Below are 25551 nucleotides of genomic sequence, written 5' to 3'. Positions count from 1 at the left end.
GCCGTCCGGCGGCTACCGGAACAGCGGCCGCGGCCGGGCGAAGGGCCTGGCGGCCCGGTACGAGCAGGCGCAGCTCAAGACCGTCAGCGCCGGCCTTGGCTGACCACGGAGGGGATGGCTGATGTACGACGAGGCGAGGGGATGAGGGATGTACGACGAAGCAGCGCAGCGGGCCGCCTACTGGGGCGCGCCGGCCGGGAACGAGGCTTCGGGGATCCTGCGCCAGGTGCGGGCCGCGCGGGAGGCGGGGTGAGCGGGAGCCGGGCGGTGGGCTTCATCGGGCTGGGCAACATGGGCGGGGCGCTGGCGACGAACCTGGTGCGCGGCGGCTTCGAGGTGGTGGCGTACGACGCCGCCGGTCCGGCCCGGACCCCGGACGGCGCCCGCTGGGCACCGAGCCCGGCGGAGGTGGCGCGAGCCGTCGGCACGGTGGTGCTGAGCCTGCCGGACGGCACGGCCTGCGGGAGTGTGGTGGGGGACCTCCTGGCCACGAGGGACCGCCGCGTCACCCACGTCGTGGACACCTCCACGGTCGGAGTCGCTGCCGCCCGTCATCTGGCCGCCACCGGACTGTCGTACGTCGACGCGCCCGTTTCGGGCGGAGTGGCAGGGGCGCGGAAACGCACCCTGATGGTCATGTACGCCGGCTCCGACGAGGACTGCGCGCGCGTCGAGCCGGTGCTCGCGGGGCTGAGCGACCGCAGGCGCAGGGTCGGCGACCGCCCCGGGCAGGCGCAGGCGTTGAAGCTCGCCAACAACTTCCTGTCGGCGAGCGCGCTGGCGGCGGCCAGCGAGGCCGTGGCCTTCGCGCGGGCCGCCGGACTGGACCTGGGTGTGCTGCTGGACGTGCTCAACGCGTCCAGCGGTCGCAGCGGGGCCACGCTCGACAAGTTCCCGCAGGAGGTGCTGACCGGTCGCTACGCCTCGGGGTTCAGCAACTCGCTGATGGCCAAGGACCTGCGGCTGTACCTGCGCGAGGTGGACGAGACGGACGGGCCCGCGGCACTCGCCGCCGTCACGGAGGCACTGTGGGAGGCGTTCGCCACCGCCGAGCCGGGCGTGGACTTCACCCGCATCTATCCGTTCGTCAGCGGGAGTTGAGGTTCCGGGGTGCTGTCGGTGCCGAGCAGCACGGACAGCGCCTCGCGCACGATCCCGGGGTAGCGCTCGGCGTCCTGGTCGACGAGCCACAGCTGGTGGACGCCTTCGATGAGGGCCAGGACGGCGGCGGCCGCGGTCCGCGGCTCCAGGCCGCTGGGCAGCCGCTCCCCGTACCGCTCGACCAGATGCGCGGTCAGGTGCTCCTGGAGGGACCGGCTGCGTTCGCGGACGTAGCCGCAGGCCGGTTCCTGACCCGTGACGGCCTCGGCGAGGACCACGGTCTGCACCGTGGCGAGCGAGGGATGGTGCAGTTCGAACGCCACGGCCTCGGCGAAGTCGCCGGCCCAGTCCTCCCCCAGCCTGCGGCCCGCGAGGTGCTCCCGGTTGAGCTGTTCGCGGAAGTCGAGGAGGTCGAGGAGCAGCCTCTTCTTGCTGGGGAAGTAGTGCAGCACGCCCTGCCGGGTGAGTCCGGCGCGCTCGGCCACCGAGTCGATCGAGGTGCCTTTGAACCCGCGTTCGGCGAAGACCTCCAGGGCCGCTTCCAGGATCTGCTGACGCCTCGCGGACACCACGTGGGGCCCCTTCCGCCGTTGGAGAGGTGCCCGCCCACACTATGCAGGCGCGGCGCGGAAGGGCGAGAGGGCGTCCGGCACTCCCCTCATTTCCCCGTCGCCGTTGCTCTCGCTTCCCCGTGCGGTTCCTCTCGTCTCCCCATCGCGGCCAGGGCGGCGAGCGCCGCTCCCCGGAGTGTCGCCGCCGCGTCGGCACCGGCCGTGTCCGCGATGTCGGCGAACAGCCGGACGTCCTTGGCGAGCAGCCCGCCCGCGTGGGCGCCGATGCGGTCGAGGGTGCCGCCCGCGTCGGCCACCCGGTCCAGCGCGAAGCTGGCCGCGCTCCCGCGGGGCAGGACCCGGGACAGCGCGGCCCGGTCCAGACCGAGGTCGGCACCCGCCCCGAGCGCATCGGCTGCGAGCCCCAACTGGGCGGTGAACAGCACGTTGTTGAGGAGCTTCGCGAGTTGTCCGGAGCCGGTGGGGCCGAGGTGGACGACGGGGTCGCCGTACGTCTCGAACACCGGCCGGCAGTAGGCGAAGACCTGCGGATCGCCGCCCGCCATGACCACCAGGGTGCCCTGCTCGGCGGCCCGGCCGCCCCCGCTGACCGGCGCGTCGAGGAGGGAGACACCGGAGGCCCGGGCCACCTCGGCCAGCCGCCGGCAGGTGTCGGGGTGCACGGTGGAGTGGACGGCGATCACCCCGCCCCGGCGCAGCCCGGCGAGGACCCCGTCCGGGCCGGTGACCACCTGCTCGACGTCGGCGTCGTCGACGACGCACAGGCACACCAGGTCGCTCGCGGCGGCCAGTTCGGCGGGCGAACCGGCCGTCCTGGCGCCGCTGTCGGCGAACGGGGCGAGCGTGGCGGGTCTGCGGGCCCACAGGGTCGTCTCGTGTCCCGCACCGGCGATCCGCCGGGCCATGGGCCCGCCCTGGCTGCCCAGTCCGATGAAGCCCACACGCATGGGTGCCCTCCTCACGTCAGGTCGTCTTCCGCGGGCGCCAGAACACCGCCAGCAGTCCGGCGGTGGCCACCACACCCACCCCTAGCACGACACCGGCCCCCGTCCATCCGGTGAGCGTGATGTCCACCGCCCTGTCGAGTGCGTACTTCCCCGGTCCCCAGGCGCCGAGCGCGACCGCGAGCGTGCCGAGGACGAGGACGTACTCGTAGCCTTCCCTGAACACGAAGAAGCCGTGCGGCCGGTGGGCGAGCAGTCCGGCGACCAGCGTCACCGACAGCACGGCCGCGCAGGCGAGCGGGGTCAGCAGGCCGAGCGCGAGCAGGGCGCCCGCTCCGAGTTCGGTGAGGACGCTCAGCCGGGCCTGCAGCCGGGGCCGGGTCAGACCGAGGCCGCCGAACCAGCCCGCGGTGCCGTCGATCCCGCCCGGACCGCGCCAGTGGTTCCAGCCGTGCGCCACCATGACCGCGCCCAGCTCCAGCCGCACGGCGAGCAGCGCCGCGTCCGGGGCCTCACCCATCCCGGTACCGCCTCTCTGCGGGCAGCGCCCGGACGCCGAGCGCGCACTCCTCCACGAAGGCGAGGACGTGCAGATGGTAGGCGGGGGCGGTGCGGCCCACGCTGGTGTTGTGGCCGGCGCCCGCCTGCTCGTGCACGACGACACGGGGCGACCGGGTGAACATCGAGGCGAGGTCCGCGAGCCCCTCGGGGCCGTTGGCCCACACCTGCTCGTACTCGGCGAGGGTGATGTGGACGGGCACCGGCACCTGTGCCGAGAGCCGGGCGAACTCCTCCTGCCAGCGCTCCCGGTGGCCCTCGTAGGCGGGCGAGGCGGAGCCGATGTGCCGGCCGCCGTACACGTCGGGCGGGTAGGCGTGCGGGGGATCCCACAGCGCGCGGCGGAGGTTGGGCCGGGTGCGCGTCGGGTCGCGGCGCCACTCCTCCATCGCCCGCACCGAACGGGGGTGGTGGACGCGCCCCATCCCGGCCAGCTCCACGCCGAGCAGGTCCGCGCCCCGCCGGTCGCTCGCCATGCGGACGGCCAGTTCACAGCCCGCCGAGTGCGCCCAGAGGAACACGCCGAGGCCGCGCTCCAGGCCGTCCAGCAGCGCGGCCACAGCCTCGTAGGCGAAGTCGGTGCGCTGCTCGGGAGTGCCCATCCGGTCCTCGTGTCCGGCCGAACTGCCGTAGCCGGGGCGGTCCAGGGCCAGGACGGTGAAGCCCGCGGCGGCCGCGGTGCGCAGGAGGGAGAGCCGGGGGTGGCCAGGATGGTCGAAGTAGGCGGAGGTGGTGGCGCCCCCGTGCAGGGCCACGATCACGGCCCGCGGGTTCGGCACCTCGGCCAGCAGTCCGGAGGCGGGCACGCCGTGGACGTCGGCCACCAGCGGCCTTACGGCGTGGGCGAGTTCGGGTTCGAGCGAGGTCATCCGACCGTCCTGTAGTTCATCCGTCGGTCCTGGAGTTCGTCCATCGGTCGTGGAGTTCATCCGTCCGTCGTGGAGTTCATCCGTCCGTCCTGAGCAGGAGTACGCCGCTGGGGGTGAGCCCGCCGCTGGAGACCACCGCGGTGCGGGCGCCGACGACCTGGCGGGCTTCGGCCTCGCCGCGCAGCTGGAGCACCGCCTCGTGCACCAGGCCCATGCCGTGCGTGCGGCCGTGCGAGAGCTGGCCGCCGTGCGGGTTGAGGGGCAGTACCCCGTCGGGGGCGATGTTCTTGCCGCCGTCCAGGAAGTCCCGGGCCTCACCGATGCCGCAGAAGCCGAGCGCCTCGATCCAGGAAAGGCAGTTGAAGGTGAATCCGTCGTAGAGGAGGGCCACGTCCACGTCGGCGGGGCGCAGCTCGGTACGGGTCCACAGGTGGGCGGCCTGGCCGAGCACCTGGGGTTCGTGGGTGAGGGTGGACTGGTCCCACTCGGGGCGTTCGAGGATCTGCGTCCCGACGGCCTCGAAGCGGACCGGGGGCCTGGGAAGGTCGGCGGCGGTCTCGGCGGCGGAGACGACGACGGCCGTGGCGGCGTCGCAGGGGACGTCGCAGTCGTACAGGCCGAAGGGGGTGGTGACGGTGCGCGCGGAGAGGTAGTCGTCCATGGTGAGCGGGTCGCGGTAGATCGCGTCGGGGTGGCGGGCGGCGTTGGCGCGCTGGTTGAGGGTGATCCGGCCGAGGGTCTCGCGGGTGGTGCCGTAGCGGTGCATGTGCCGCTGGGCGTTCATCGCGAGCATCATCGCCGGGGAGACGGCGCCGAACGGCTTGAACCAGCCTTCGGGGCCGACGGGTTGAGCCGCCCGGATGCTGCCCTGCTTCAGCAGTTCGGCGTACGTCGACTCCCAGACCGTGCGGAAGCACAGCACGTGCCGGGCCAGGCCGCCCGCGACCGCCAGCATCGAGGCGATCAGCGAGCCGCCGGGGCCGAAGGTCTCCCCCGCGCCGTTGTGCCAGACGGGGTGGATGCCGAGTGCCGACTCCAGGGCCGTGATGCCGCCCTCGGCGAAGCCGCCGTAGGCACCGCCGCCCGGGTAGGTGGCGAGGCCGTCGATGTCGTCGAAGGTGAGTCCGGCGTCGGCGACGGCCTTCTCGCAGGCTTCCACCGTGAGTTCGAGGGGCGGGACCATGAGGCGGCGGCCGATGCGGGAGGCTCCGGCGCCGCTGATGACCGCGCGCTCCTCGAACCTGCGGGGGACGGGTGCCGTACGGACGTGTTCGCGCATGCGCTCGGGTGCGGGTTCGTCGGTGGGCAGCGGTGCGGGCGGGGGTTGCTCGGCGCACGGCCGGAACAGCGGCAGCCAGACGTCGTCGGCCTGCTCGAACACGGCCTCCATGCGCATGCCCAGCCGCAGTTCCTCCGGGGTGCAGCCGACGACGTTGGTGGTCAGCCGGACCCGTGGGTCCTCCTCGATCGCCACCTGGGCGACGACGAACGGGGTGGGCAGGCCAGGGAAGGGGAAGCGGTGGTTGACCGTGTAGCCGATGAGCGTGGCGCGGCCGGAGACCTCGCGGAGGCCGCCGGTGCGGCCCCGGCAGTACCGGCAGACGGGCTGCGGTGGGTGGATCAGGGACGCGCAGGAGCCGCAGGTGCGGAAGCGGAGCCGTCCGTCGCGGCCGGACGTCCAGAAGAACTCGCTCTCCGGGGCGGTCACGGGCCGGGGCCGGACGGCTCCGGGCTTCTCGCCGGGCGTGCTCAACGGAGCTTCGCCTCCGCCTTGCGTATCGTCACCGGTTCCGCCAACCCCTGTTCGTCGCAGGCACGTTGGAGGGTCTCCAGGGTCTCCGCCAGGCCGGGGCCGAGCCGTCGGCCCGGTGTGAAGGTGGCGGGGAGCCGGCGCATGCCCTGGATGACGCCGATGGTCTCGTAGTGGACCGTGCCCTCGGGGTCGCAGACGAAGTCCGGTAGCCGGTCGAGGACATGGAGCAGCATCCGCTTGAAGACCGCACGGGCCACGTTGGAACCGATGCACCGGTGGATGCCGAGGCCGAAGGCGGTGTGCCGGTTGCCGCCGCGGGCGAGGTCGACGGTGTCGGGGTCGGCGAAGACCGCCGGGTCGCGGTTGGCCATCGCCCAGGACAGCCACAGCCGGTCGCCCTCCTTGAACTGCTTGCCCGAGATCTCGCAGTCCTCGGCGACCGTACGGCCGTCTCCGGGCGCCGGGGTGAAGTAGCGCAGGAACTCCTCGGTGGCCGTGTCGAGGAGGGTGTCCCGTTCGAGGCTGAGGCGCTCGCGTTCGGCCGGGTGCTGGGAGAGCCACTCCAGGGCGTGCGCGGTCAGGGCGGTCGTGGTGTCGAAGCCGCCGCCGATGAGCAGGGCGAGGGCGCCGACCAGGTCCCCCTCCGCCGGGGTCTTGCCGTCGAACTCCATGCGGACGAGGGCGTCGACGAGGCCGGGGCGCGGGTTCGCCCGGACCTCCTGGAGGGTGGCGCCGATGTCCTTGAGCATGGCCATGTGGGCCTGCACCACCCGCGCCATCTCGGGCGAGTTGGGTGGGGTGTAGACGCCCGCGTGCGCGGGTTCGTTGTACAGCTCCCACTTCTTCAGCGGGATGCCCATCATGGCGAGCGTGAACACGGCGGGGACGATGTTGGCGAGGTCGTCGACGAAGTCGATCCGGCCGCTCTCGATCCGTTCGTCGAGGCAGGCCCGGGTCACCTCGTCGATGAAGGGGATCCAGCGCTTGATCGCCGCCGGGGAGAGATAGGGGTTGAGGGCGCCCCGGTAGGCACGCTGCTCGGGCGGGTCCATCTCCAGGAAGCCGCCGCGGATGCCCCTGCCGCGGGCCGGGGCGGGGATGTTGATGCCCTGGTAGCCGCGGCGCTCGCCGTGCACGTCGTGGTCGTTGGAGAGCTGCTCGCCGGCCCGGGCGAAGGCGAGCAGTTCGCGGTTGCCGGCGGCGACCCAGTGGCCGCCGTAGGTGTCGGACCAGGCCAGCGGGCAGCCGGAGTGGAACTCCTGGGTCTTCTCCTCGAAGTGGTGCCGGTACTCGGGGGCGTGCCGGTCGAAGTGGACCCGGGGCTGTTTGCGGGCCTCGTCGCCGGTGTCGTCCGGTGCGGTGGTCATGGGGTGGCTTCCTCTCGGTCCGCCGGGTGCGGCTCAGAACACGCTGATGGCGCGTTCGGGGCAGGAGCGGACGGCCTCGACCACCGCGTCCTCCTGGTCGGCGGGGACGTCCTCGGTGACCGGTGAGGAATGCCCGTCGATCTCGCTCAGTTCGAAGACCTTCGGCGCCCGCATGGCGCACAGGGTGTGGCCCTGGCAGCGCTCCGGGTCGACGCGTACCTTCACGTGACTCATCTCCGGTTTCATTTCAGGTCGGCCATCGACTTGCCGACGCTCGCGAGCGTGGCCGGCTTGCCGTAGTCGGCCTGGTACTTGTAGACGGGGGCGTCGCAGCGGTAGGCGCCCTGGTCCGGCTGGAAGTCGGCCGCCTGCCAGCCCTTGGCGGTCGCCTCGACGACGGAGTAGCACTTGGTCGGCTGCTTCGAGGTGAGGTCGAAGGGGGCCTGCAGACCGCCGGCCGTCCAGTCGGTGTTCTTCGCCGCGTTGCCGTACACGCAGGTGCGGGTGAGGGTGGCGCAGTCGCGGGCCGCCGTGGCGAACAGCAGCCAGGCGGAGAAGGCGCGCAGGGCCGGATAGGTGACCTGCTTGTCCGGCGCGTACTTCTTGTAGAGGTCGATGACCTGCTGGGTGGCCGGGTTGGTGGCGGCGCTCTCCAGCGGCGCGGTGGCGAACAGTTCGGCGTAGTTGTGCTGCTTGGCCAGGGCGGTGCCGGCGAGTTGGAGGAAGGCCGGGCCGTAGGCGTTGCTGTTGGCGTCGATCCAGTCGGGGGTGTAGCCGATGGCGGTGAGGGCCTGTTCCAGTTTGGCCAGGGAGGCAAAGTCGCCGAGGAAGACCAGGCCCCTGACGCCCTTGTTCTTGATCGACTGGGCGTACGGCGTCCAGTCGGAGACGCCGGCCGCGGGGTAGAGGTCGCTGTACGAGACGGTCCCGCCGAGGCCGGCCACGGCCTCCTTGAACTGGGCGGCCATCACCTTGGTGACGGGCGAGTCACCGGCGATGATGCCGACCTTCTTCGCCGAGTCCGGGTACTTGTCCTTGAGCAGCCAGGTGTAGTAGCCGGCGTACTGGAAGTACCCGGCGACGGGCTGGGAGGCCATCACCTGGAGGTCGGAGCCGATGGCACCGATCTGGCTGGACTGGCCGGGGAAGTTGGGCAGCAGGCACTTGAGCCGGTCCTGCACGCCGAGGCTGTCCAGTGCGGAGCCGCCGCCGACGAGCGCGAAGTCCGCCTTGCAGGCCTCCAGGACGCGCTGGCGGACCTCGGTCAGCTTGGTGTCGCGGGTGACGGGGACGAGCTTGCGGCCATTGATACCGCCCGCGTCGTTGCACCACGAGGTGAACACCTTCGCGGCGTCCACGAATTCGGAGTTCTTGGTGAAGCCGACGTCGGACATCACGCCCACCTGGATCCGGTCGGCGGTGACGCCCTGGGAGGGGGCGGACTCGGCGGTGGAGGACTTGGCGGTGGAGGACTCGGCGGTGCCGGGACCGCACACGTCCTTCAGCGTGCCGAAGTCGGCGCTGGATGAACCCGATCCGCTCGCGGTGGGGCTCGCGTTGTGCGCGGCGCCGGAGCCGGTGGTGTCGTCGGAGCGCGTGGAACAGCCGGCCAGCAGCACCGCGGTCACGGTGACCGCGCCGATCAGCAGCCTGCGCATGGTGCCTCCTCGAAGGGCTCGGACGCCGTCGTCCGAGGGAGGTACGAAAGGTGCGGGGTCAGGTGACCGTGCCGCTCGCCTTCAGGGCGAGGATGCGGTCCCAGTCGTAGCCGAGCTCGGCGAGGATCTCCTCGGTCTGCGCGGCGAACTCCGGTGCGGGGCCGAGGGGGATGTCCTCGACGTCGAACTGGACAGGGCTGGCGACGAGTTCGAGGTCGCCGGCCGGTCCGAGGTAGCCGTTGGCGCGGGCCTGCGGGTCGGCGGCGGCCTGGAGGGTGTCCTGGACGGGGGCCCAGGGCCCGTCCAGGGCGGCGAACCGCTCGGACCACTCGGCGAGGGTGCCGCCGGCGATGATCTCCCGGAGGATCTTCACCGCCTCCTCGGTGTGCCCGGCGAGGGCCTCGCCGGTCGCGAACCGGGGGTCCCCGGCGAGGTCCGGCCGCCCCAGGCAGCGGCAGACGCCCGGCCAGAACCTCGCCGGCTGGAGCATGACGAAGGAGACGTAGCGGTCGTCGGCCGTCCGGTAGAGGCCGGAGAGCGGGTTGCTGGGCGAACCGTGGGCGCTGGGGCGTACGCCTTCCCAGGCCCGTGCCAGGTGCAGCGAGAGTCCGATGGCGTGGCCCATCGCCCACAGGCCGCTGCCGAGCAGGGAGACGTCCACCTCCGCCGCCTCCCCGGTGCGCTCGCGGCGCAGCAGGGCGGCCGCGATGCCGCCGGCCAGGTTGGTGCCGGAGACGGTGTCGCCGTAGGCCGGTCCGGGCGGGCTGATCAGGCCTTCGGTGCCGGGCGGGGTGATGCTGGCGGCGGTGCCGGCGCGGGCCCAGAAGGCGGTCATGTCGTAGCCGCCCTTGTCCGCTTCGGGGCCGCGCGGCCCGAGAGCGCTCCCCCGGGCGTACACGATGCGGGGGTTGACGGCACGGATGTCGTCGACGTCGATGCCGAGGCGGGCCCGGGAGGCGGGCAGAAAACTGGTGAGGAATACGTCGGCGTCCTTGGCCAGTTCGTACAGCACCTCGCGGCCCTCGGAGCGTGCGATGTCGAGGCCGATGGACCGTTTGCCGCGGTTGGCGTGCGCGACGTTGGGGTTGGGGTCGCCCTCGACCCGGAAGGTGCCGGTCTGGCGCAGTCCGCGCTGCGGGTCGCCGTTCACGGCGTGCTCGACCTTGACGACGTCCGCGCCCCAGTCGGCGAGCACGGCCCCGGCCGAGGGCACGAAGCCGTACATGGCGACTTCGAGGACCCGGATGCCCTCCAGAGGCCTCATCCCTGCTCCTCGGGCACGACGACCCGGGCGAAGGACTTCTCCTCCAGGAACTCCTCGAATCCCGAGCGGCCGCTCTCCCGGCCGACCCCGGACTGCTTGTAGCCGCCGAAGGGCACGTCGGGCGCGAAGTAGTTGCCGCCGTTGATGGAGAAGGTGCCGGTACGGATGCGCCGGGCGAGCCGGATCGCGCGCTGCTCGTCGGCGCTGTGCACGGCGCCGGACAGGCCGTAGCGGGAGTTGTTGGCGATCCGGACCGCGTCCTCCTCGTCGTCGAAGGGGATCACGGCGAGGACCGGGCCGAAGACCTCCTCCTGGGCGATCTCGCTGTCCGGGTCGACGCCGGCCAGGAGGGTCGGTTCGTAGAAGTAGCCGGGGTCGATGCGGTTGCCGCCGCGGACGAGGGTCGCGCCCGCCTCGACGGCCCGGCGCACCAGGCCGTCGACCTTGTCGCGCTGCTGCTCGCTGATCAGCGGGCCCATGGTGGTCTTGGGGTCGGTCGGGTCGCCGACGTTCACGCGTGCCATGCCCGCGGCCACCAACTGCACGATGCGGTCGTGGTGTTCGCGCGGTACGAGCAGCCGTGAGGTGAGCGCGCAGCCCTGGCCGGAGTGGGAGCAGATGGTGAACGCGGCGAACATGCCCGCCTTCACGAAGTCGGCGTCGTCCAGGACGATCATGGCCGACTTGCCGCCGAGTTCGAGGAAGACCCGCTTGACGGAGTCGGCGGCCGCGGCCATGATCCGGCGGCCGGTGGCGGTGGCGCCGGTGAAGGTGACCACGTCGACGTCGGGGTGGGTGGTGAGCTGCTCGCCGACCTCGGGGCGGGCGGAGCTGAGCACGTTGATCACGCCGGGCGGTATGTCCGTGTGCTCGGCGATGAGTTCACCGAGGGCGAGGGTGGTGAGCGGGGTCTGCGGGGCGCCCTTGAGGACGACGGTGCAGCCCGCGGCGAGGGCGGGGGCGATCTTGGCGAGGGCGAGCTGGTTGGGGTAGTTGTACGGCAGGATCGCGGCGACGACGCCGGCCGCCTCCTTCTCGACCCAGCGGTGGTGGCGCTGGCCGCGCGACTCGATCTCGCCGAGGTCCTCGGAGAACGCGTAACCCTCCAGCAGGTCGGCGTAGAACTTCACTGTGCCGATGGGCTCGTCGAGCTGCGGGCCGTGGGTGAGCTGGCGTGGGGCGCCGACCTCGGCGATGGTCAGTTCGCGCAGTTCCTCGCGGTGCTCGTCGAGGGCCTGGTGGAGCTGGCGGAGGCAGCGCAGCCGCAGGTCGCGGTCCGTGGACCAGCCGGTGGTGTCGAAGGCGCGGCGGGCGGCGGCCACGGCGGCCTGGGCGTTGGCGGTGGTGGCGTCGGGGGCGTGGCCGAGGAGTTCACCGGTGGCGGGGTTGTAGGTGGGGAACGTGCTGTCGGCGGTGACGAGTTTGCCGTCGATCAGCTGGGACCTGCCGGCGGGCGCGCTCACAGCCGCACCAGCGATCCGCCGTCCACGGCGAGGATCTGGCCGGTGACCCAGGCCGCGTCGTCGGAGAGCAGGAACAGCAGTGCGCCCGCCTGGTCCGCCGGGGTCCCCAGGCGCTTGAGGGGGAAGGACTGCACCATGGCCGAGCGGTGCGCCTCCGGGATGATGCTGCGGGTCGCCTCGGTGTCCGTGGGGCCGGGCGCGATGGCGTTGACGCGGATGCCGCGCGGGCCGAGTTCGGAGGCCAGCGAGACGGTGAGGTGGTTGACGCCCGCCTTGGCGAGCCCGTAGAAGCCGGTGGCCTGCCAGGCGGCGGTGGAGGACTGGTTGACGATCGCCGCGCCCTCCTTCAGGTGCGGCAGCACGGCGCGGGTGACGTGCAGGGCGCCGAGCAGGTTCACCTTGAGGAACCGGTCCAGGTAGTCGTAGTCGACGGTGACGACGCCCTCGCGACGCATGCCGTGGAAGATCGCCGCGTTGTTGACGAGGTGGTCGATCCTGCCGTACTCGCCCATCACGGTGGCGGCGAGCTGCTCGGCGGAGGAGGGGTCGGCCACGTCGACCGCGACGAAGAGCGCGTCGCCGATGTCCTTGGCGACGCGCTCGCCCTGCTCCTCGTTCAGGTCCGCCACCACGACCCGCGCGCCCTCGGCGGCCAGTGCCCTGGCATATCCCTCACCGATGCCCTGGCCGGCCCCGGTGACGATCACCACCCTGTTCTGCAAGCGCATCCCAGCCTCCTTGCTCGGTTGGGCTGGAAACTACATTCTCACTTTGAGCGAATCAAGGACTCGAACACGAGAATCTCATGCTCTTCACTTCCCGCCCCACCCTTACGAGAATAAGGTTCTCGCAAACGAAAGGGGAGTTTTCATGATCGACTCGAAGGCCGTACGCCCGTCGCTCGGCGTGGAGTTCACGGGCGTCACGGACCCGCTCGACGACACCTTCGTGCATCGCTGCGTCGAGGCGCTCAAGTGGCGCGGTGTGCTGGTCGTGCGCGGTCTGCACCTCGACGACGAGCGGCAGCTGGCGTTCAGCCGCCGGCTCGGCGAGGTGGTCGCGCTGCGCGGCCAGGAGATCTTCCCCATCTCGATCAACCCGGAGAAGAGCGCGAGCGCCAAGTACCTCAAGGGCGCCTTCTTCTGGCACCTCGACGGCACCAGTGACGACGTTCCGGTCAAGGCGACCACGCTCACCGCCCGGCACGTCGCCACGACCGGCGGGGGCACGGACTTCGCCAGCACCTACGCCGCGTACGAGAACCTGCCGGTCAAGGACCGCGAACGCTACGAGACCCTGCGGGTGGTGCACACCTTCGAGGCGGCGCAGCGGCTGGTGACCCCGGACCCCACCCCCGAGGAGCTGGCGGGCTGGCGCACGCAGCCGGCCCACGAGATGTCCCTGGTGTGGCGGCGCCGGGACGGCCGCCGCTCCCTCGTCGCCGGCGCCACCGCGGACCACGTGGTCGGAATGGACCCCGAGGAGAGCCGCGCCCTCCTGGACGACCTGCTCGACTGGGCCACCCAGGAGCGGTTCCGCTACACCCACGACTGGGAGGTCGGCGACCTGGTGGTGTGGGACAACACCGGGATCCTGCACCGGGCGCTGCCGTACGACGAGAGTTCCGAGCGGCTGCTGCACCGGACCACCGTCGTGGGCGACGAGGCGTTCGCATGACCGCGACAGCCCCGGTCCCGGCCCGGACCGCGGTCGTCACGGGCGGCGCCTCCGGCATCGGCCTGGCCGTGGCCCGCCGGCTCGCGGCCGACGGGCTGAAGGTCGCCGTACTGGACCTCGTCCCGGCGCCGGAGGCCTACGGGCTCACCGTCGACGTCACCGACCGGCCCCAGGTCGACAAGGCGATGGACGCGGTGCGCGAGCGTCTCGGCCCCGTCTCCGTACTGGTCAACGCGGCCGGCAAGGACGGCTTCACGCGCTTCGGCGACCTGCCCTTCGCCGACTGGCAGCGGGTCGTCGACATCAACCTCAACGGCGTCTTCCACTGCGTGCAGTCGGCGCTGCCGGACATGTGGGAGGGCCGCTGGGGCCGGATCGTGAACATCTCCTCCTCCAGCACCCACTCCGGCCAGCCCTTCATGGCACACTACGTCGCCGCGAAGTCCGCGGTGAACGGGCTCACCAAGTCCCTCGCGCTGGAGCTGGGCCCGCGGGGCATCACCGTCAACGCGGTGCCGCCCGGCTTCGTCGACACCCCGATGCTGCGCACCGCGGAGCGCGAGCAGCGCCTCGGCGGCACCGTCGAGGACCACATCGCCCGCACCCCCGTCCGCCGCGTGGGCCGCCCCGAGGACATCGCCGCGACCTGCTCCTTCCTGGTGAGCGAGGAGGCCGGCTACATCACCGGCCAGATCATCGGCGTGAACGGGGGCCGCAACACATGACGAGGCTGCCGCCGATACCGTACGAGGACTGGGACACCGAGGCCCTGCGGCCGCTCACGGGCGGCCGGACCGTCCCGCCGTCCAACGCCCTCGGCCTCCTGCTGAACCATCCGCGCCTGGCCAGGGCCTTCCTGACGTTCAGTACGCAGCTGGTCCACCGCGGCACGCTGCCCGCCCGGATCCGGGAGCTGGCGGTCCTCCGCGTCGCCTGGCGCAACCGCTGCCGCTACGAGTGGGCGCACCACCTGTTGCTGGCCCGGGAGGCCGGTGTCACGGACGAGGAGGTCGACGGAGTACGCCGGGGCGTGGCCACCCTGGTGAACCGGGCGGTGGACGAACTCGACACCGCGTCCTCGCTGTCGGACGCGGTGTACGCGGAGCTGGCGAAGGAACTGGACGAGCCGCAGCTGATGGAGTTCGTGTTCGTCGTCGGCGCCTACCGCCTGCAGGCCATGGCGTACAACACCTTCGGCGTGGAGCCGGATGCGGGGATGGACGACGGCGGGATGGACGACGCCGGGATCGACGGCGCCGGGACGGCGGGCGAAGGGTGAGGCCGGGGCATCCCCGGCATCCTGAGCAGCGCCTGCGGGTCGTCCAGTGGGCCACCGGGAACATCGGTGCGCGCTCGCTCCGTGCCGTCGCCGGCCATCCGCGCATGGCTCTGGCCGGTGTGTACGTCACGGATCCGGACAAGGCCGGGCGGGACGCCGGCGAGCTGTGCGGAAGCGGCCCGACCGGGGTCGTCACCACCTGCGACCGCGACGAGATACTCGCACTGGGCGCCGACTGCGTGCTCTACATGCCCCGCACGACCGACCACGACGAGCTGTGCGCCCTGCTGGCGTCCGGTGCGAACGTGGTGACCACCGCGGGCGGTTTCCATCATCCGCCCGGCCTGGATCCCGCGCTGAGGCACCGGGTCGAGGAGGCCTGTGAGCGGGGCGGCACGTCGCTGCACGCCACTGGCAGCAGTCCGGGGTTCATCACCGAGGCCGTACCCCTCGTCCTTGCCTCCGTGCAACGACGCCTCGACAAGCTGACCGTCCACGAGTACGCCGATCTGTCGCGCCGGAACTCACCGGGGCTGCTCTTCGACGTGATGGGGTTCGGGGCGGCACCGGCCGGTGCGGCGTTCGACGAGGGCCGCCTGGCCCACGTCCGGTCGGGTTTCGGGCCGTCGCTGCGGCTGGTGGCCGACGCCCTGGGCCTGCCCCTCGAATCCGTCGAGGCCCGGGGCCGGATCGCCACCGCCGCGCGCACGACCGCCATCGCCGCCGGGGTGCTGGACGCGGGGACGGTGGCCGCACAGCGGATCACCCTGACCGGCCGGCACGGCGGCCGCACGCTGCTGGAGTTCGACGCGACCTGGTACTGCACCACGGACCTGGACGCGGACTGGGACCTGCGTCCCACCGGCTGGCACCTCACGGTCGACGGCGACACACCCCTCGACGTCGACATGCGGTTCCCGGTGCCGCTGGACCAGCTGGCGGCCGTCTCCCCCGGATACACCGCGCACCGGGCGGTCAACGCCGTCCCCGCCGTGTGCGCGGCCGCGCCCGGCATCCGGACGACCGTGGACCTGCCCCTGTTCACCGCGGAGCTCGGCTGAGCCGGGGCCCGGCGCGGGAGGGAACCGCGGTCCCCTCCCGTCCAGCCCTGCCAGAGCCCGTTCAGCCCTGCCTGAGCCGGTCCTTCATCTCGTCCAGCCGGGTCAGGATCGGATATCCGTCCACGCTCAGGGCGTTGCCGTGCCCGGTCTGGTGGATGTCGAAGACGGACTGGAGGGCGGCGTAGAAGCCCTGGACGTCGAGGGTCTGGTTGACGGCGCGCTTGGCCTGGCGCAGGCCGAACGACGGCATCCGCGCTATCCGCCGGGCCAACTCGTCCGTCGCCGGGCCGAGTTCGGAAAGCGGTACGACCCTGTTGACCATGCCGACCTGTTCGGCCTCGTGCGCGGTCAGCGGGCGGCCGGTGAAGAGGATCTCCTTGGCCTTCCGGGGCCCCAGCTCCCAGGTGTGGCCGTGGTACTCGACGCCGCCGATGCCCATGTGGACCACCGGGTCGGAGAACTCCGCGTTCTCCGCGGCCACGATCAGGTCGCACGGCCAGCACAGCATCAGGCCGGCCGCGATGCACTTGCCCTGGACGGCCGCGATGGTGGGCTTCGGGATGTTGCGCCACTTCAGCGAGTATTCGAGGTACCGGCGCGTCTCGGCGGCGTAGATCCACTCCAGGGTGATCTCGCCGGGGCCCGGCCAGCGGTCCTTCAGGTCGTGGCCGGCGGAGAAGTGCCGGCCGTTCGCCCTGAGCACGACCACCTTCACCGCCTCGTCCCGGGCCGCGCGCATCCAGGCGGCGTCGAGGTCGTCGAGGAGGGCCATGGTCTGGGCGTTGGCGGCCTCCGGCCGGTTGAGGGTGATCGTCGCGATGCCGTCCTCGGCGTCGTACAGGATCTGGTCCATGGCTGGGGTCCTCTGTCCGTCCTCTAGCGCGGCAGGCCGAGGATGCGCTCGGCGACGATGTTGCGCTGGATCTCGCTGGTGCCGCCCGCGATGGTGCCGGCGAAACTCCGCGCGTACCGCTCGAACCAGCTGGAGACGAACGCCTCGTTGTTCATGTGGTGGTACGGCCCGGTGCGGGCGGGATGCGGCAGGGCGTCGGCGCCGTGGGCCTCCAGGGCGTACAGGGAGGCGGACTGGACGGCCTCGGAGCCGAGCAGCTTGAGGACCGACAGTTCGGCGGGGTCCCGGTCCGGGCCGAGTTGCCGGTAGCCGAGCAGCCGTAGCGCCTGGAGGTCCATGAGCAGGGTGGCGTACCACTCCTCGCCCGCTCCGACGTCGGCCGCGTCCTGCACCAGGTCCTCCAGGCGTTCGGCGAACGACAGCCACAGCAGGGTGCGTTCGTGTCCCAGGGAGCCGTTGGCCACCCGCCAGCCCTCGTTCAGCGGGCCGACGAGGTGCTCGCGCGGGACCCGGACGTCCGTGAGGAACACCTCGTTGAAGTCGAGGTCGTCCTCGGCGGCGATCGAGCCGAAGGGACGCCGTACGACCCCCTCGGCGGCCGTGGGGATCAGCAGCGCGCTGATCCCCTGGTGCCTGGGCGCGTCGGGGTCGGTGCGCACGAAGGCGAGCAGGACGTCGGCGTCGTGGGCGCCGGAGGTCCAGATCTTCTGCCCGTCGACGGTGAAGGTGTCGCCGTCGAGCACCGCCCGGGTACGCAGGGAGGCCAGGTCGGAGCCGGCCTCGGGCTCGCTCATCCCGAGCGCGGCGGTGATCTCGGCGCGCAGGATCGGCACGGCCCAGCGGCGCTTCTGCTCCGCGGTACCGAAGGTGATCAGGGAGGCGGCGATGATGCCGAGGCCCTGCGGGTTGAAGCTGTGGTAGATCCTGCGGTGCGCCAACTCCTCCAGATGCGCGAGCTGTTGGGGAAGCGTGGCGTCACGGCCGCCGAACTCCGGCGGCCGGCCGGGCAGCAGCCAGCCCTCGTCGAACAGGGTGCGCTGCCAGCGGCGCGCCCAGTCGGGGACGTGGGCGCTGGAGCGGGAGCGGTCCCGCGCCTCGGCCTCGGCGGGCAGGCGGGCGTCGAGGAACGCAGCGAACTCGGCGCGGAACGCGGCCACTTCGGGATCGTCGGCGAGTCTCATGCGGCCAGCAGAGCCTTCCTGTGCGCGGACGCGGTGCCGAGGAGCAGGTCGCAGGCCTGGGCTCGCTTCAGGTGGTACTGGAGTTCGTTCTCCCAGGTGAAGCCCATGGCTCCGAAGAGCTGCAGCCCGTGCCGGAAGACCACCCGCTGGCACTCCCCGGCCGCGGCCTTGGCCATGTGGGCGGCCCGGGTGCGCCGGGGGTCGTCCTCCGCGAGGGTCAGGGCGGCGAAGTGGGTCAGGGCGCGGGCCCGTTCGATCGCCACGTGCATGTCGGCGGCCTTGTGCTTGACGGCCTGGAAGGAGCCGAGCGGACGGCCGAACTGCACCCGCCGCTTCACATGCTCCAGGCTCAGGTCGAGGATCCGGCGGCAGGCGCCGACCGCGGTGGCCGCGAGCCCGGTCAGCGCCAGGTCGGGCACGCCCGCGGTGAGGGCGCCGACTCCGGTGAGGGCGGTGGCCTCGATCTCGGCCACGTGCAGGTTCGGGTCGAGCACGGGGACCCGGCGCGCCGCCAGTTCGGCGCCGGGTACGACGACCACGCCGTCCGGCGTGAGCAGCGCGACCTCGTCGGCGCGGTCGGCGTCCAGGACGTACCGCCCGGTGCCGTCGAAGACCGCGGTGCCGCTCCCCTCCGGGAGCCGTCCGGTCAGCGGGGCGAACCAGGTGGCCGTGGCCAGGAACGGGGTCGGGTCGGCCGCATAGCCCAACTCCTCCAGGATCAGCGTGAGTTCAAGGGGGGGCGCCTCCAGCCAGCCGAGCCGGCGGTAGGTGCTCCACTGCTGGTCCTCGGGCCGGCCGCGCACCTTGGCGACCGTCTCGCGCACCGTGCGCCGCAGCAGTTGCTGGTCCTCGTCGAGTTCGAACTCCACGCCCGCCTCCGCCCTGTCCGTACCCGGTGGCCGTACCCGGTGGCCGCATCCCGAGTGCGAGCCCGGGTCCGCGAGAATATCATTCTCGCTAAGCGAAAGTAATACTCTTGTTTCCTACGGAGTGCGATTCGGTAGGGGGAGTACCCCTCCTTTTCACATACGTGGAGTACCGTTCTGCCCATGAGTGCCGTCCCCGCAGAACCGGTCGAGACCCCCGAGCCCGCCTGGCGGCAGCGCGCCGTCGAGCGGTCCACCCGGGCCGCGAAACTCCGCGCCGAGCAGCGCGTCCAGCGGTTCCTCGACGCCGCCCAGGAGCTGATCGCCGACAAGGGCACCACCGACTTCACCGTGCAGGAGGTCGTGGAGCGCTCCCGGCAGTCGTTGCGCAGCTTCTACCAGCACTTCGACGGCAAGCACGAGCTGCTGCTCGCCCTGTTCGAGGACGCGCTGTCGAAGTCGGCCGCGGAGATCCGGGAGCGGGCCGCCGCCGGGCAGGACCCGCTGGAGCGGCTGAGGATCGCGGTCGATCTGCTGTACACCTCCTCCACGCCGCGCGCCGGCCAGCAGTCCCCGCTCTTCACCGACTTCGCGATCCAGCTGCTGGTCACCCACCCGGACCAGGTGGCCACCGCCCACCTGCCGCTGCTCGCCTACTTCACGGAGCTGGTGGAGGAGGCGGTCGAGGCGGGCCAGGCCGTGGCCGCGAAGCCCCGGCGCACCGCGTCCCTGATCATGCAGACGGCGATGTTCACGGCACAGGCTCCGGCGGCGCCGGTCGGCGCGCACCCCTCCCCCATCACCGCGGAGGAGGTCTGGGCGTTCTGCCTGGGCGGCCTCAGGGGGCCGGGTGACGTGCGGACTCCGGCCGCCGCCACGGCGACCGAGGACGCGCCGGCCACGACGCGCAGGGCAGCCCCGGCGAAGAAGGCCACGACGGCGACACCGCAGAAGCGCACGGCCGCCGCGAAGAAGGCAACTCCTGCGAAGAAGGCCGCTCCGGCGAAGAAGGCCGCTCCGGCGAAGAAGGCAACCGCCGCGAAGGCCGCCACCACGAAGGGCGCCGGTTCCTAGAGGCGGCAGCGCCGGCCCAGGGCCTCCGCGGGACCGTCCGCGGGGGCCCTTCGTCATGCCACGGGCGAAATTCACGCTCCGCCCCCCTTCCGCCCCCCTTCCGGCCGCCCGGCAGAGCCGGACTCCGCAGCCTCGCCCCCTTGACGGAAGATTTCGGTCTGACCTTTGATATGTTTCGCCATCAGCCGCCGGCAGAGGGGTTCCCCGCCGTGGACTTTGAGCTGACCGAGGACCAGGAGACGATCCGCAAGGCCGTGACCGGTCTCCTGCGCGATTTCGACGACCGGTACTGGATGGAGAAGGACCGCGACCACGTCTTCCCGCAGGAGTTTTACGACGCCGTAGCCGGGGGCGGTTGGCTGGGCCTCACGATCCCGGAGGCGTACGGCGGCCACGGCCTCGGCATCACCGAGGCGACCCTGCTGCTGGAGGCGGCCGCCCGCTGCGGCGGGATGAACGCGGCCAGCGCCATCCACATGTCGGTGTTCGGTATGCACCCCGTCGTCGTGCACGGCTCCGAGGAGCTGAAGCGGCGCACCCTGCCCCGGATCGCGGACGGCGGCCTGCACGTCTGCTTCGGGGTCACGGAACCGGGCGCCGGCCTGGACACGTCCCGCATCACGACGTACGCCCGCCGGGACGGTGGCCACTACGTCGTGAGCGGCCGCAAGGTGTGGATCTCCAAGGCGATGGAGTCCGAGCAGATCCTGCTGCTGACGCGGACGTCGAAGGCCGGCGAGGTGGCGAAGCCGACGGACGGCATGACGCTGTTCCTGACCGACCTCGACCGGGCGCGGGTCGACATCCGCCCGATCCCCAAGATGGGCCGCAACGCCGTCACGTCGAACGAGCTGTTCATCGACGAACTGCGGGTACCGGTCGAGGACCGGGTCGGCGCGGAGGGCCAGGGCTTCCGCTGTCTCCTCGACGGCTTGAACCCCGAGCGCATGCTGATCGCCGCCGAGGCGCTCGGCATCGGCCGGGTGGCCCTGGACCAGGCGGTCCGGTACGGCAGGGAGCGGGAGGTCTTCGGCAGGCCGATCGGCATGAACCAGGGGATCCAGTTCCCGCTCGCCGACTCCCTCGCCCGGCTCGACGCGGCCGAGCTGGTGCTGCGCAAGGCGACCTGGCTGTACGACCGGGGCCGGTCGTGCGCCCGGGAGGCGAACACCGCCAAGTACCTGTGCGCGGACGCCGGTTTCACCGCCGCCGACCGGGCGCTGCAGACCCATGGCGGCATGGGCTACTCCGAGGAGTACCCCGTCGCCCGCTACTTCCGCGAGGCACGGCTGATGCGGATCGCGCCCGTCAGCCAGGAGATGGTCCTGAACTATCTGGGCTCGCACACGCTGGGCCTGCCCAGGAGCTACTGAGGAGCTGGGGATGACCGACCGTACGGATCTGTTCGACCTCACGGGGCGCTCGGCGCTGGTGACCGGTGCCGCGGGCGGTATCGGCTCGGCGGTGGCCGAGGCGCTGGCCCGGGCCGGGGCGGCGGTGCTGGTGACCGACGTCGACGAGTCGGCCGCGGCGGCCGTCGCCGGGAAGATCTCGGCCGCCGGGCTGACCGCCGACAGCACCGGACTCGACGTGACCGACCGGGCGAGCGCCGACGCCGCGGTGGCGCGGGCGGCCGCGCTCGCCGACGGCACCCTGCACATCCTGGTCAACAACGCGGGCATCACCGCGCCCGCCATGTTCGCGAACCTGGCGGAGGACGCCTTCCGGCGACTCCTCGACATCCACGTCGTGGGCAGCTTCCACTGCGCACAGGCCGCGTTGCCGTACCTCCCGGACGACGGACGCGGCCGCATCATCAACGTCACCTCGTCCGCCGGGATCGTCGGCACGCTCGGACAGGTCAACTACTCCGCCGCCAAGGCCGGCATCATCGGCCTCACCAAATCCCTGGCCCGCGAACTGGCCCGCAGGCGCATCCTGGTGAACGCCCTCGCCCCGCTGGCCGCGACCCCGATGACGGAGACCATCAGGACGGACGAGAAGTTCGCCGCCCGGATGCTCGCCCGGATCCCGCTCGGACGGTGGGCGGAGCCGGCGGAGGTCGCGGGGGCGTTCGTCTTCCTCGCCTCGGACGCGGCCTCCTTCATCACCGGTCAGGTGCTGCCGGTCGACGGGGGCATGGTCATGTGACAGCCCCGGACGTCCTGTGTTGAATAGTTCAGCCGAAACGGACGTACGACGAGAGGCCTGTACCCGTGCCCAGCGCCGAGCCCTCCCCGCACACCCCGCGCTTCGACACCCTGACCGTGCCGAAGGCGTCGGACGTGCTGGCGGCGGAGGTCCGCGAGCGGATCCTGTCCGGGGAGATCGGCGAGGGCACGGCCCTGCCCCCGGAGCGCCAGCTCGTCGAGCAGACCGGGCTGAGCCGGGCCACCGTGCGGGAGGCGCTGCGGATCCTGGAGGTCGAGCGGCTCCTGGAGATCCGGCCGGGGCGCGGCGGCGGGGCCTTCGTGCACCGGCCCGGGCGCGAGTCCCTGGCGAACACCGTGCGGTTGGTGATCCGCGGCCAGCAGATCCGGCTGGAGGCGCTGCACGAGACCCGGGAGGCGATCGAGCCGACGTGTGCCGCGCTGGCCGCGAGACGGCGCACCGACCGGGACCTGGCCGACATGGACGCCGCGAACGCCGAGTTGAGGGAGGCCGGGGACGACGCCCAGCGGTTCCTCCGGGCGAACGTGCGCTGGCACAACGCGGTGGCGCGGGCGGGCGACAACGAACTGCTCATCGGGTTCATGAGCGCGCTCTCGCAGTCGATCCACGCGGCCACGAACCTGCGTCAGTTCACGGGAGCGGACATCCGCGAGGTCACCGCGCGGGCGCACGCCCGGATCACCGACGCGATCCGGGCCGGTGACGAGGCGGCGGCGATGCGGCGGATGTCCCGGCACGTGTGCGGTTTCGCTCGCGCGGCGGCCGAGGTGGACGTGCGCGAGCGCGTGGAGCTGACCGACCCCGAAGCCTGACGGCCCGAGCCCGGGACACCGGGGTGTCACCGCACGCATGCGAGAATCTCATTCTCATATTCGAGTAACACCATTGACAGTTATGGCCTGACCTTTAATAGCATCGTCGGCATGAGCGAGGTGAGTCCCGTACTGACCGTGGCCGCCGACGGCGACGTCCGCATCGTCACCCTGAACCGTCCGGACCGTCTCAACGGCGTCTCCGCGGAACTCCACCGCAGGCTGTCCGAGGTGTGGCGGGAGCTGGCGGACGACGCCGGGGCCCGGGCCGTCGTCCTCACCGGCGCCGGCCGGGCGTTCAGCGCGGGCGGCGACCTCGACCATCTACGCAGCCATCATGAGGATCCCGAACTGCGCGAGCGGTCGATCCGGCTCGACCGGACCCTCCAGACGGAGATGATCCGCTTCCCGCTGCCCGTCGTCGCGGCCGTCAACGGCCCTGCGGTGGGGCTGGGTTGCTCGCTGGCCCTCGGCTGCGACCTGGTCCTGATGGCCGAGGACGCCTACCTCGCCGACCCGCATGTCTCGGTCGGTCTGGTGGCGGGCGACGGCGGGGTCACCCTGTGGCCGTTGCTGACGAGCCTGCTCCGGGTGAAGGAGTACCTGTTCACCGGGGACCGCATCCCGGCCGCCACCGCGGTCGGGCTCGGCCTCGCCAACCGGGTCGTGCCGGCCGCGGACCTGCTGCCCGAGGCGCTGGTGCTGGCGCACCGGCTCGCCGCGCAGCCCGCGGAGGCGCTGCGCGCGACGAAGGCGGCGCTGGCCGCGGTGGTCGAGCAGGTCTCCCGCGGCGGCATGGAGGCGGCGCTCCTGGCGGAGCGGTCCACGATGACCAGCCCGGACCACATCCGCATCGTCGGCGACCTCGCCGCCCGGGCCGGCCGCCGCCCGGCCGCTCCCGGGGAGGGCTGAGCATGCGACCCGAGGAGTTCACGCTGGTCCGCGATCTGCTGCGGACGTTCGCGAGCCGGCACGCCGTCGGCTCGGCCGACGAGGTCACGGCCCGCTCCCGCGCCGCGGCGCAGAAGGCCCTGGACGGGCTGGGACTCGCCGAACTGCGCGGTACCGCCCTGCCCGCCGCCACCGTCCAGGAGTGCGCCCTGCTCGCCGAGGAGCACGGCCGGCTGCCGCTGACCACCTCGCTGCTGGGCACCGTCCTGCTGGCTCCGGAGCTGCTGCGCCTCCTCCGGGCGGACGAGCGCGGCACACGGTTCACGGTGGCACTCGCCTCCGACCTGCGCCTCCACGGCCCCGCCCCACGGAGTCTCCGCGCCTGGGACTGCGACGGAGCCGACGCGGCGCTGTACGCCGACACCGGAGGACACGTGACCCGCGCCGAACTCGGGTCACCGGCGCCCACCGCCGACCTGCTGCGCAGCGTCCGGAAGGCCGCCGCCGTGGGCGAGCCCCTGGGCCGGCTCGCACCGGAGGACCGGCTGCGCTGGCAGGCCTACGCGCTGGTGATCGTGGCGAGCGAACTCGTCGGCGCGGCGGGCTCGTTCGTCGGGCGGAGCGTCGAATACGCCCGCGAGCGGCGGCAGTACGGCCGACGGATCGGCTCCTTCCAGGCCGTCCGGCATCTGCTCGCCGACGCGACCGTCCTGGTGGAGGGCGCCACCAGCGCCACCCGGTACGCCGCCTGGTGTCTGGACCACGAGCCGCCGGACCGGGCGCTCGCGGCGGCCCGCGCGGCCAAGGCCGAGGTGAACACCTCGGCCGTGGAGGCGGTGTACGCCGGGATGCAGGTGTTCGGCGGGATCGCCCAGACCTGGGAGCACGTCGCCCACCTGTACCTGCGCAGGGTGCTCGTCGGCGCCACCGTGCTGGCCACCACGGCCGACCTGCTGCCCGCCCTCGCCGTGCCGGAGGCGACCCGATGACCGACGGCCCCCTCGACTTCGGCGACCCGGCGGACCTGGAACGGCTGCGGCGGGACTTCCGTGCCTGGCTGGCCGGCCATCCGCTGCCCGAGCGGCGGCCGGACGAACCGGTCCCCGCCTTCCTGCACCGCTGGCACCGCATCCTGCACTCGGGCGGCTGGGTCGGCCTCGACGTGCCGCGGGAGTACGGCGGCCGCGGCCTGACACCACTGCACCAGGTCGCCGTCAGCGACGAGCTGGGTGCTCGCGGCGCCCCCGGCGTCCCCCGGATCGGCTATCTCGCCCATGCCCTCCTGGAGTTCGGCGACGACGAACAGCGCCGGCGTCTGCTGCCCCGGATGCTCTCCGGCGACGACGTCTGGTGCCAGGGCTTCAGCGAACCGGGCGCCGGCTCGGACCTGGCCGGCCTGAGCACCCGCGCCGAACGGCAGCCGGACGGCGGGTATCTCGTCAACGGGCAGAAACTGTGGACGAGTTACGCCCAGTACTCAGACCTCTGCCTGCTCCTGGCCCGCACCGGCCGCACGGCTCCCGCGCACACCTCGATCTCCGCGTTCGCCCTGCCGCTGGACCGGCCCGGCGTGACCGTGCGCCCGCTGCGCGCGGCCAACGGCGACGAGGAGTTCTGCGAGCTGTTCCTCGACGACGTCCGCGTCGAGGAAGCCGAACGGGTCGGCGCCGAGGGCGACGGCTGGCCACTGGCGATGACCACGGTGTCGTACGAACGCAACGCCCTCGACACCGGGCACCTGTCGAAATACGGACTCCTCGTCGACCGCCTGCGCCGTACCGCGCAGGAACGGCGCGGGAGCCTGCCGGACGGGCTCCTCTCGCGGATCGGGCAGTGCGTGGTGGACTACCAGGTCCTCGTCGCCCACGCCCGGCGCCGTACCGCGCAGCGGCTCGCCGGTCGGGTCGCCGGGCCGGACTCGTCCGTGGACAAGCTGCTGATGACCCGCGCCGAGCAACGCCTCTACGAGACCGCCCTGTCGGTGTTCCCCGAAGAGCTGCACACCGAGGGCGGCGAGGTGTTCGGGGACTACCTGTACTCCCGGGCCGCCTCCGTCTACGGCGGAACGTCCCAGATCCAGCGCAACATCATCGCCAAGCGGCTGCTGCGCCTGCCGGCCGACGACCGCGCCTGAGC

The 25551-nt window shown here is 72.4% G+C and carries 26 protein-coding genes; 12 read left to right on the top strand and 14 right to left on the bottom strand.

Translation table 11 applies throughout. From position 1 onward, the window contains the following. Positions 1-249: 249 nt before the first annotated feature. Positions 250-1101: an NAD-binding protein gene (locus tag ACFZB3_RS06775; protein WP_391370772.1), complete on the top strand. Its 852-nt coding sequence runs from the start codon at positions 250-252 to the stop codon at positions 1099-1101. Here ACFZB3_RS06775 and ACFZB3_RS06770 read toward each other — a convergent pair. The 11 genes from ACFZB3_RS06770 to ACFZB3_RS06720 form a co-directional block, all read right to left on the bottom strand. After that, the gene (locus tag ACFZB3_RS06770; protein ID WP_391370769.1) at positions 1077-1670 is read right to left on the bottom strand and encodes a TetR family transcriptional regulator; all 594 of its coding nucleotides are present in this window, start codon (positions 1668-1670) and stop codon (positions 1077-1079) included. The two genes, ACFZB3_RS06775 and ACFZB3_RS06770, sit on opposite strands and share 25 nt — an antisense overlap. Positions 1671-1759: 89 nt before the next feature. Next, positions 1760-2620, bottom strand: coding sequence for an NAD(P)-binding domain-containing protein (locus ACFZB3_RS06765; protein WP_391370766.1), 861 nt, complete (start codon positions 2618-2620; stop codon positions 1760-1762). A gap of 16 nt (positions 2621-2636) precedes the next feature. Continuing rightward, complete coding sequence (locus tag ACFZB3_RS06760; protein ID WP_391370763.1) at positions 2637-3137, bottom strand: DoxX family membrane protein; 501 nt, start codon at positions 3135-3137, stop codon at positions 2637-2639. Next, positions 3130-4044, bottom strand: coding sequence for an alpha/beta fold hydrolase (locus ACFZB3_RS06755; protein WP_391370760.1), 915 nt, complete (start codon positions 4042-4044; stop codon positions 3130-3132). The genes ACFZB3_RS06760 and ACFZB3_RS06755 overlap by 8 nt, the downstream gene beginning before the upstream one ends. A 76-nt stretch (positions 4045-4120) precedes the next feature. Beyond that, positions 4121-5797, bottom strand: a complete 1677-nt coding sequence (locus ACFZB3_RS06750) for an OB-fold domain-containing protein (protein WP_391370757.1) — start codon at positions 5795-5797, stop codon at positions 4121-4123. Then, entirely contained in the window at positions 5794-7164 is a 1371-nt protein-coding gene (locus tag ACFZB3_RS06745) for a cytochrome P450 (RefSeq protein WP_391370754.1), read from the bottom strand. Before ACFZB3_RS06745 ends, ACFZB3_RS06750 begins: the two co-directional genes overlap by 4 nt. Positions 7165-7197: 33 nt before the next feature. Then, the gene (locus ACFZB3_RS06740; RefSeq protein WP_361282364.1) at positions 7198-7398 is read right to left on the bottom strand and encodes a ferredoxin; all 201 of its coding nucleotides are present in this window, start codon (positions 7396-7398) and stop codon (positions 7198-7200) included. An 8-nt stretch (positions 7399-7406) separates the two neighbouring features. Further along, positions 7407-8822, bottom strand: a complete 1416-nt coding sequence (locus ACFZB3_RS06735; protein WP_391370750.1) for an ABC transporter substrate-binding protein — start codon at positions 8820-8822, stop codon at positions 7407-7409. 58 nt (positions 8823-8880) lie between these two features. Beyond that, entirely contained in the window at positions 8881-10086 is a 1206-nt protein-coding gene (locus tag ACFZB3_RS06730) for a CoA transferase (RefSeq protein WP_391370747.1), read from the bottom strand. Then, positions 10083-11549 carry an aldehyde dehydrogenase family protein gene (locus ACFZB3_RS06725; protein ID WP_391370744.1) on the bottom strand — a complete coding sequence of 489 codons (1467 nt, stop codon included), beginning with the start codon at positions 11547-11549 and terminating at the stop codon, positions 10083-10085. The genes ACFZB3_RS06730 and ACFZB3_RS06725 overlap by 4 nt, the downstream gene beginning before the upstream one ends. Then, positions 11546-12277 (bottom strand): SDR family oxidoreductase, encoded by a 732-nt coding sequence (locus tag ACFZB3_RS06720; RefSeq protein ID WP_391370741.1) that lies wholly within the window; start codon positions 12275-12277, stop codon positions 11546-11548. The genes ACFZB3_RS06725 and ACFZB3_RS06720 overlap by 4 nt, the downstream gene beginning before the upstream one ends. A gap of 142 nt (positions 12278-12419) precedes the next feature. On the opposite strand from ACFZB3_RS06720, the gene ACFZB3_RS06715 reads away from it, so the two are divergent. The 4 genes from ACFZB3_RS06715 to ACFZB3_RS06700 all read left to right on the top strand — a co-directional run bounded on the left by ACFZB3_RS06715 (position 12420) and on the right by ACFZB3_RS06700 (position 15566). Next, on the top strand, positions 12420-13226 hold the full coding sequence (locus ACFZB3_RS06715; protein WP_391370738.1) for a TauD/TfdA family dioxygenase: 807 nt from the start codon (positions 12420-12422) through the stop codon (positions 13224-13226). After that, on the top strand, positions 13223-13951 hold the full coding sequence (locus ACFZB3_RS06710; protein ID WP_391370735.1) for a 3-oxoacyl-ACP reductase FabG: 729 nt from the start codon (positions 13223-13225) through the stop codon (positions 13949-13951). The genes ACFZB3_RS06715 and ACFZB3_RS06710 overlap by 4 nt, the downstream gene beginning before the upstream one ends. Further along, the gene (locus tag ACFZB3_RS06705; RefSeq protein ID WP_391370732.1) at positions 13948-14505 is read left to right on the top strand and encodes a carboxymuconolactone decarboxylase family protein; all 558 of its coding nucleotides are present in this window, start codon (positions 13948-13950) and stop codon (positions 14503-14505) included. Before ACFZB3_RS06710 ends, ACFZB3_RS06705 begins: the two co-directional genes overlap by 4 nt. A 104-nt stretch (positions 14506-14609) precedes the next feature. After that, positions 14610-15566 (top strand): dihydrodipicolinate reductase, encoded by a 957-nt coding sequence (locus ACFZB3_RS06700; RefSeq protein ID WP_391370729.1) that lies wholly within the window; start codon positions 14610-14612, stop codon positions 15564-15566. Between the two features lie 61 nt (positions 15567-15627). Here ACFZB3_RS06700 and ACFZB3_RS06695 read toward each other — a convergent pair whose 3' ends face one another. The 3 genes from ACFZB3_RS06695 to ACFZB3_RS06685 are packed head-to-tail and all read right to left on the bottom strand — an operon-like array spanning position 15628 to position 18469. Continuing rightward, a complete protein-coding gene (locus ACFZB3_RS06695) occupies positions 15628-16419 on the bottom strand; it encodes an enoyl-CoA hydratase (protein ID WP_391370727.1) in 792 nt (263 codons plus the stop codon). Positions 16420-16442: 23 nt separating this feature from the next. After that, positions 16443-17600, bottom strand: a complete 1158-nt coding sequence (locus ACFZB3_RS06690) for an acyl-CoA dehydrogenase family protein (RefSeq protein WP_391370724.1) — start codon at positions 17598-17600, stop codon at positions 16443-16445. Beyond that, complete coding sequence (locus ACFZB3_RS06685) at positions 17597-18469, bottom strand: acyl-CoA dehydrogenase family protein (RefSeq protein WP_391370721.1); 873 nt, start codon at positions 18467-18469, stop codon at positions 17597-17599. Before ACFZB3_RS06685 ends, ACFZB3_RS06690 begins: the two co-directional genes overlap by 4 nt. 180 nt (positions 18470-18649) lie before the next feature. On the opposite strand from ACFZB3_RS06685, the gene ACFZB3_RS06680 reads away from it, so the two are divergent. The 7 genes from ACFZB3_RS06680 to ACFZB3_RS06650 all read left to right on the top strand — a co-directional run bounded on the left by ACFZB3_RS06680 (position 18650) and on the right by ACFZB3_RS06650 (position 25549). Then, positions 18650-19540, top strand: coding sequence for a TetR family transcriptional regulator (locus ACFZB3_RS06680; RefSeq protein WP_391370719.1), 891 nt, complete (start codon positions 18650-18652; stop codon positions 19538-19540). 209 nt (positions 19541-19749) lie between these two features. Then, complete coding sequence (locus ACFZB3_RS06675) at positions 19750-20913, top strand: acyl-CoA dehydrogenase family protein (RefSeq protein WP_391370716.1); 1164 nt, start codon at positions 19750-19752, stop codon at positions 20911-20913. A 10-nt stretch (positions 20914-20923) separates the two neighbouring features. Continuing rightward, entirely contained in the window at positions 20924-21691 is a 768-nt protein-coding gene (locus ACFZB3_RS06670; protein WP_391370713.1) for a 3-oxoacyl-ACP reductase FabG, read from the top strand. A gap of 65 nt (positions 21692-21756) precedes the next feature. Further along, positions 21757-22524 (top strand): FCD domain-containing protein, encoded by a 768-nt coding sequence (locus ACFZB3_RS06665; protein ID WP_391370710.1) that lies wholly within the window; start codon positions 21757-21759, stop codon positions 22522-22524. A gap of 111 nt (positions 22525-22635) precedes the next feature. Next, on the top strand, positions 22636-23436 hold the full coding sequence (locus tag ACFZB3_RS06660) for an enoyl-CoA hydratase-related protein (RefSeq protein WP_391370708.1): 801 nt from the start codon (positions 22636-22638) through the stop codon (positions 23434-23436). A gap of 2 nt (positions 23437-23438) precedes the next feature. Further along, positions 23439-24404, top strand: a complete 966-nt coding sequence (locus tag ACFZB3_RS06655) for an acyl-CoA dehydrogenase family protein (protein ID WP_391370705.1) — start codon at positions 23439-23441, stop codon at positions 24402-24404. After that, entirely contained in the window at positions 24401-25549 is a 1149-nt protein-coding gene (locus ACFZB3_RS06650) for an acyl-CoA dehydrogenase family protein (RefSeq protein ID WP_391370702.1), read from the top strand. Before ACFZB3_RS06655 ends, ACFZB3_RS06650 begins: the two co-directional genes overlap by 4 nt. The last annotated feature ends 2 nt before the right edge of the window (positions 25550-25551 follow it).

It is taken from the genome of Streptomyces sp. NPDC008092 (genome assembly GCF_042957285.1).
Lineage (GTDB): Bacteria > Actinomycetota > Actinomycetes > Streptomycetales > Streptomycetaceae > Streptomyces.
The sequence above is the reverse complement of the archived record's forward strand: the minus strand, read 5'-3'. Positions and strand labels throughout refer to the sequence as shown.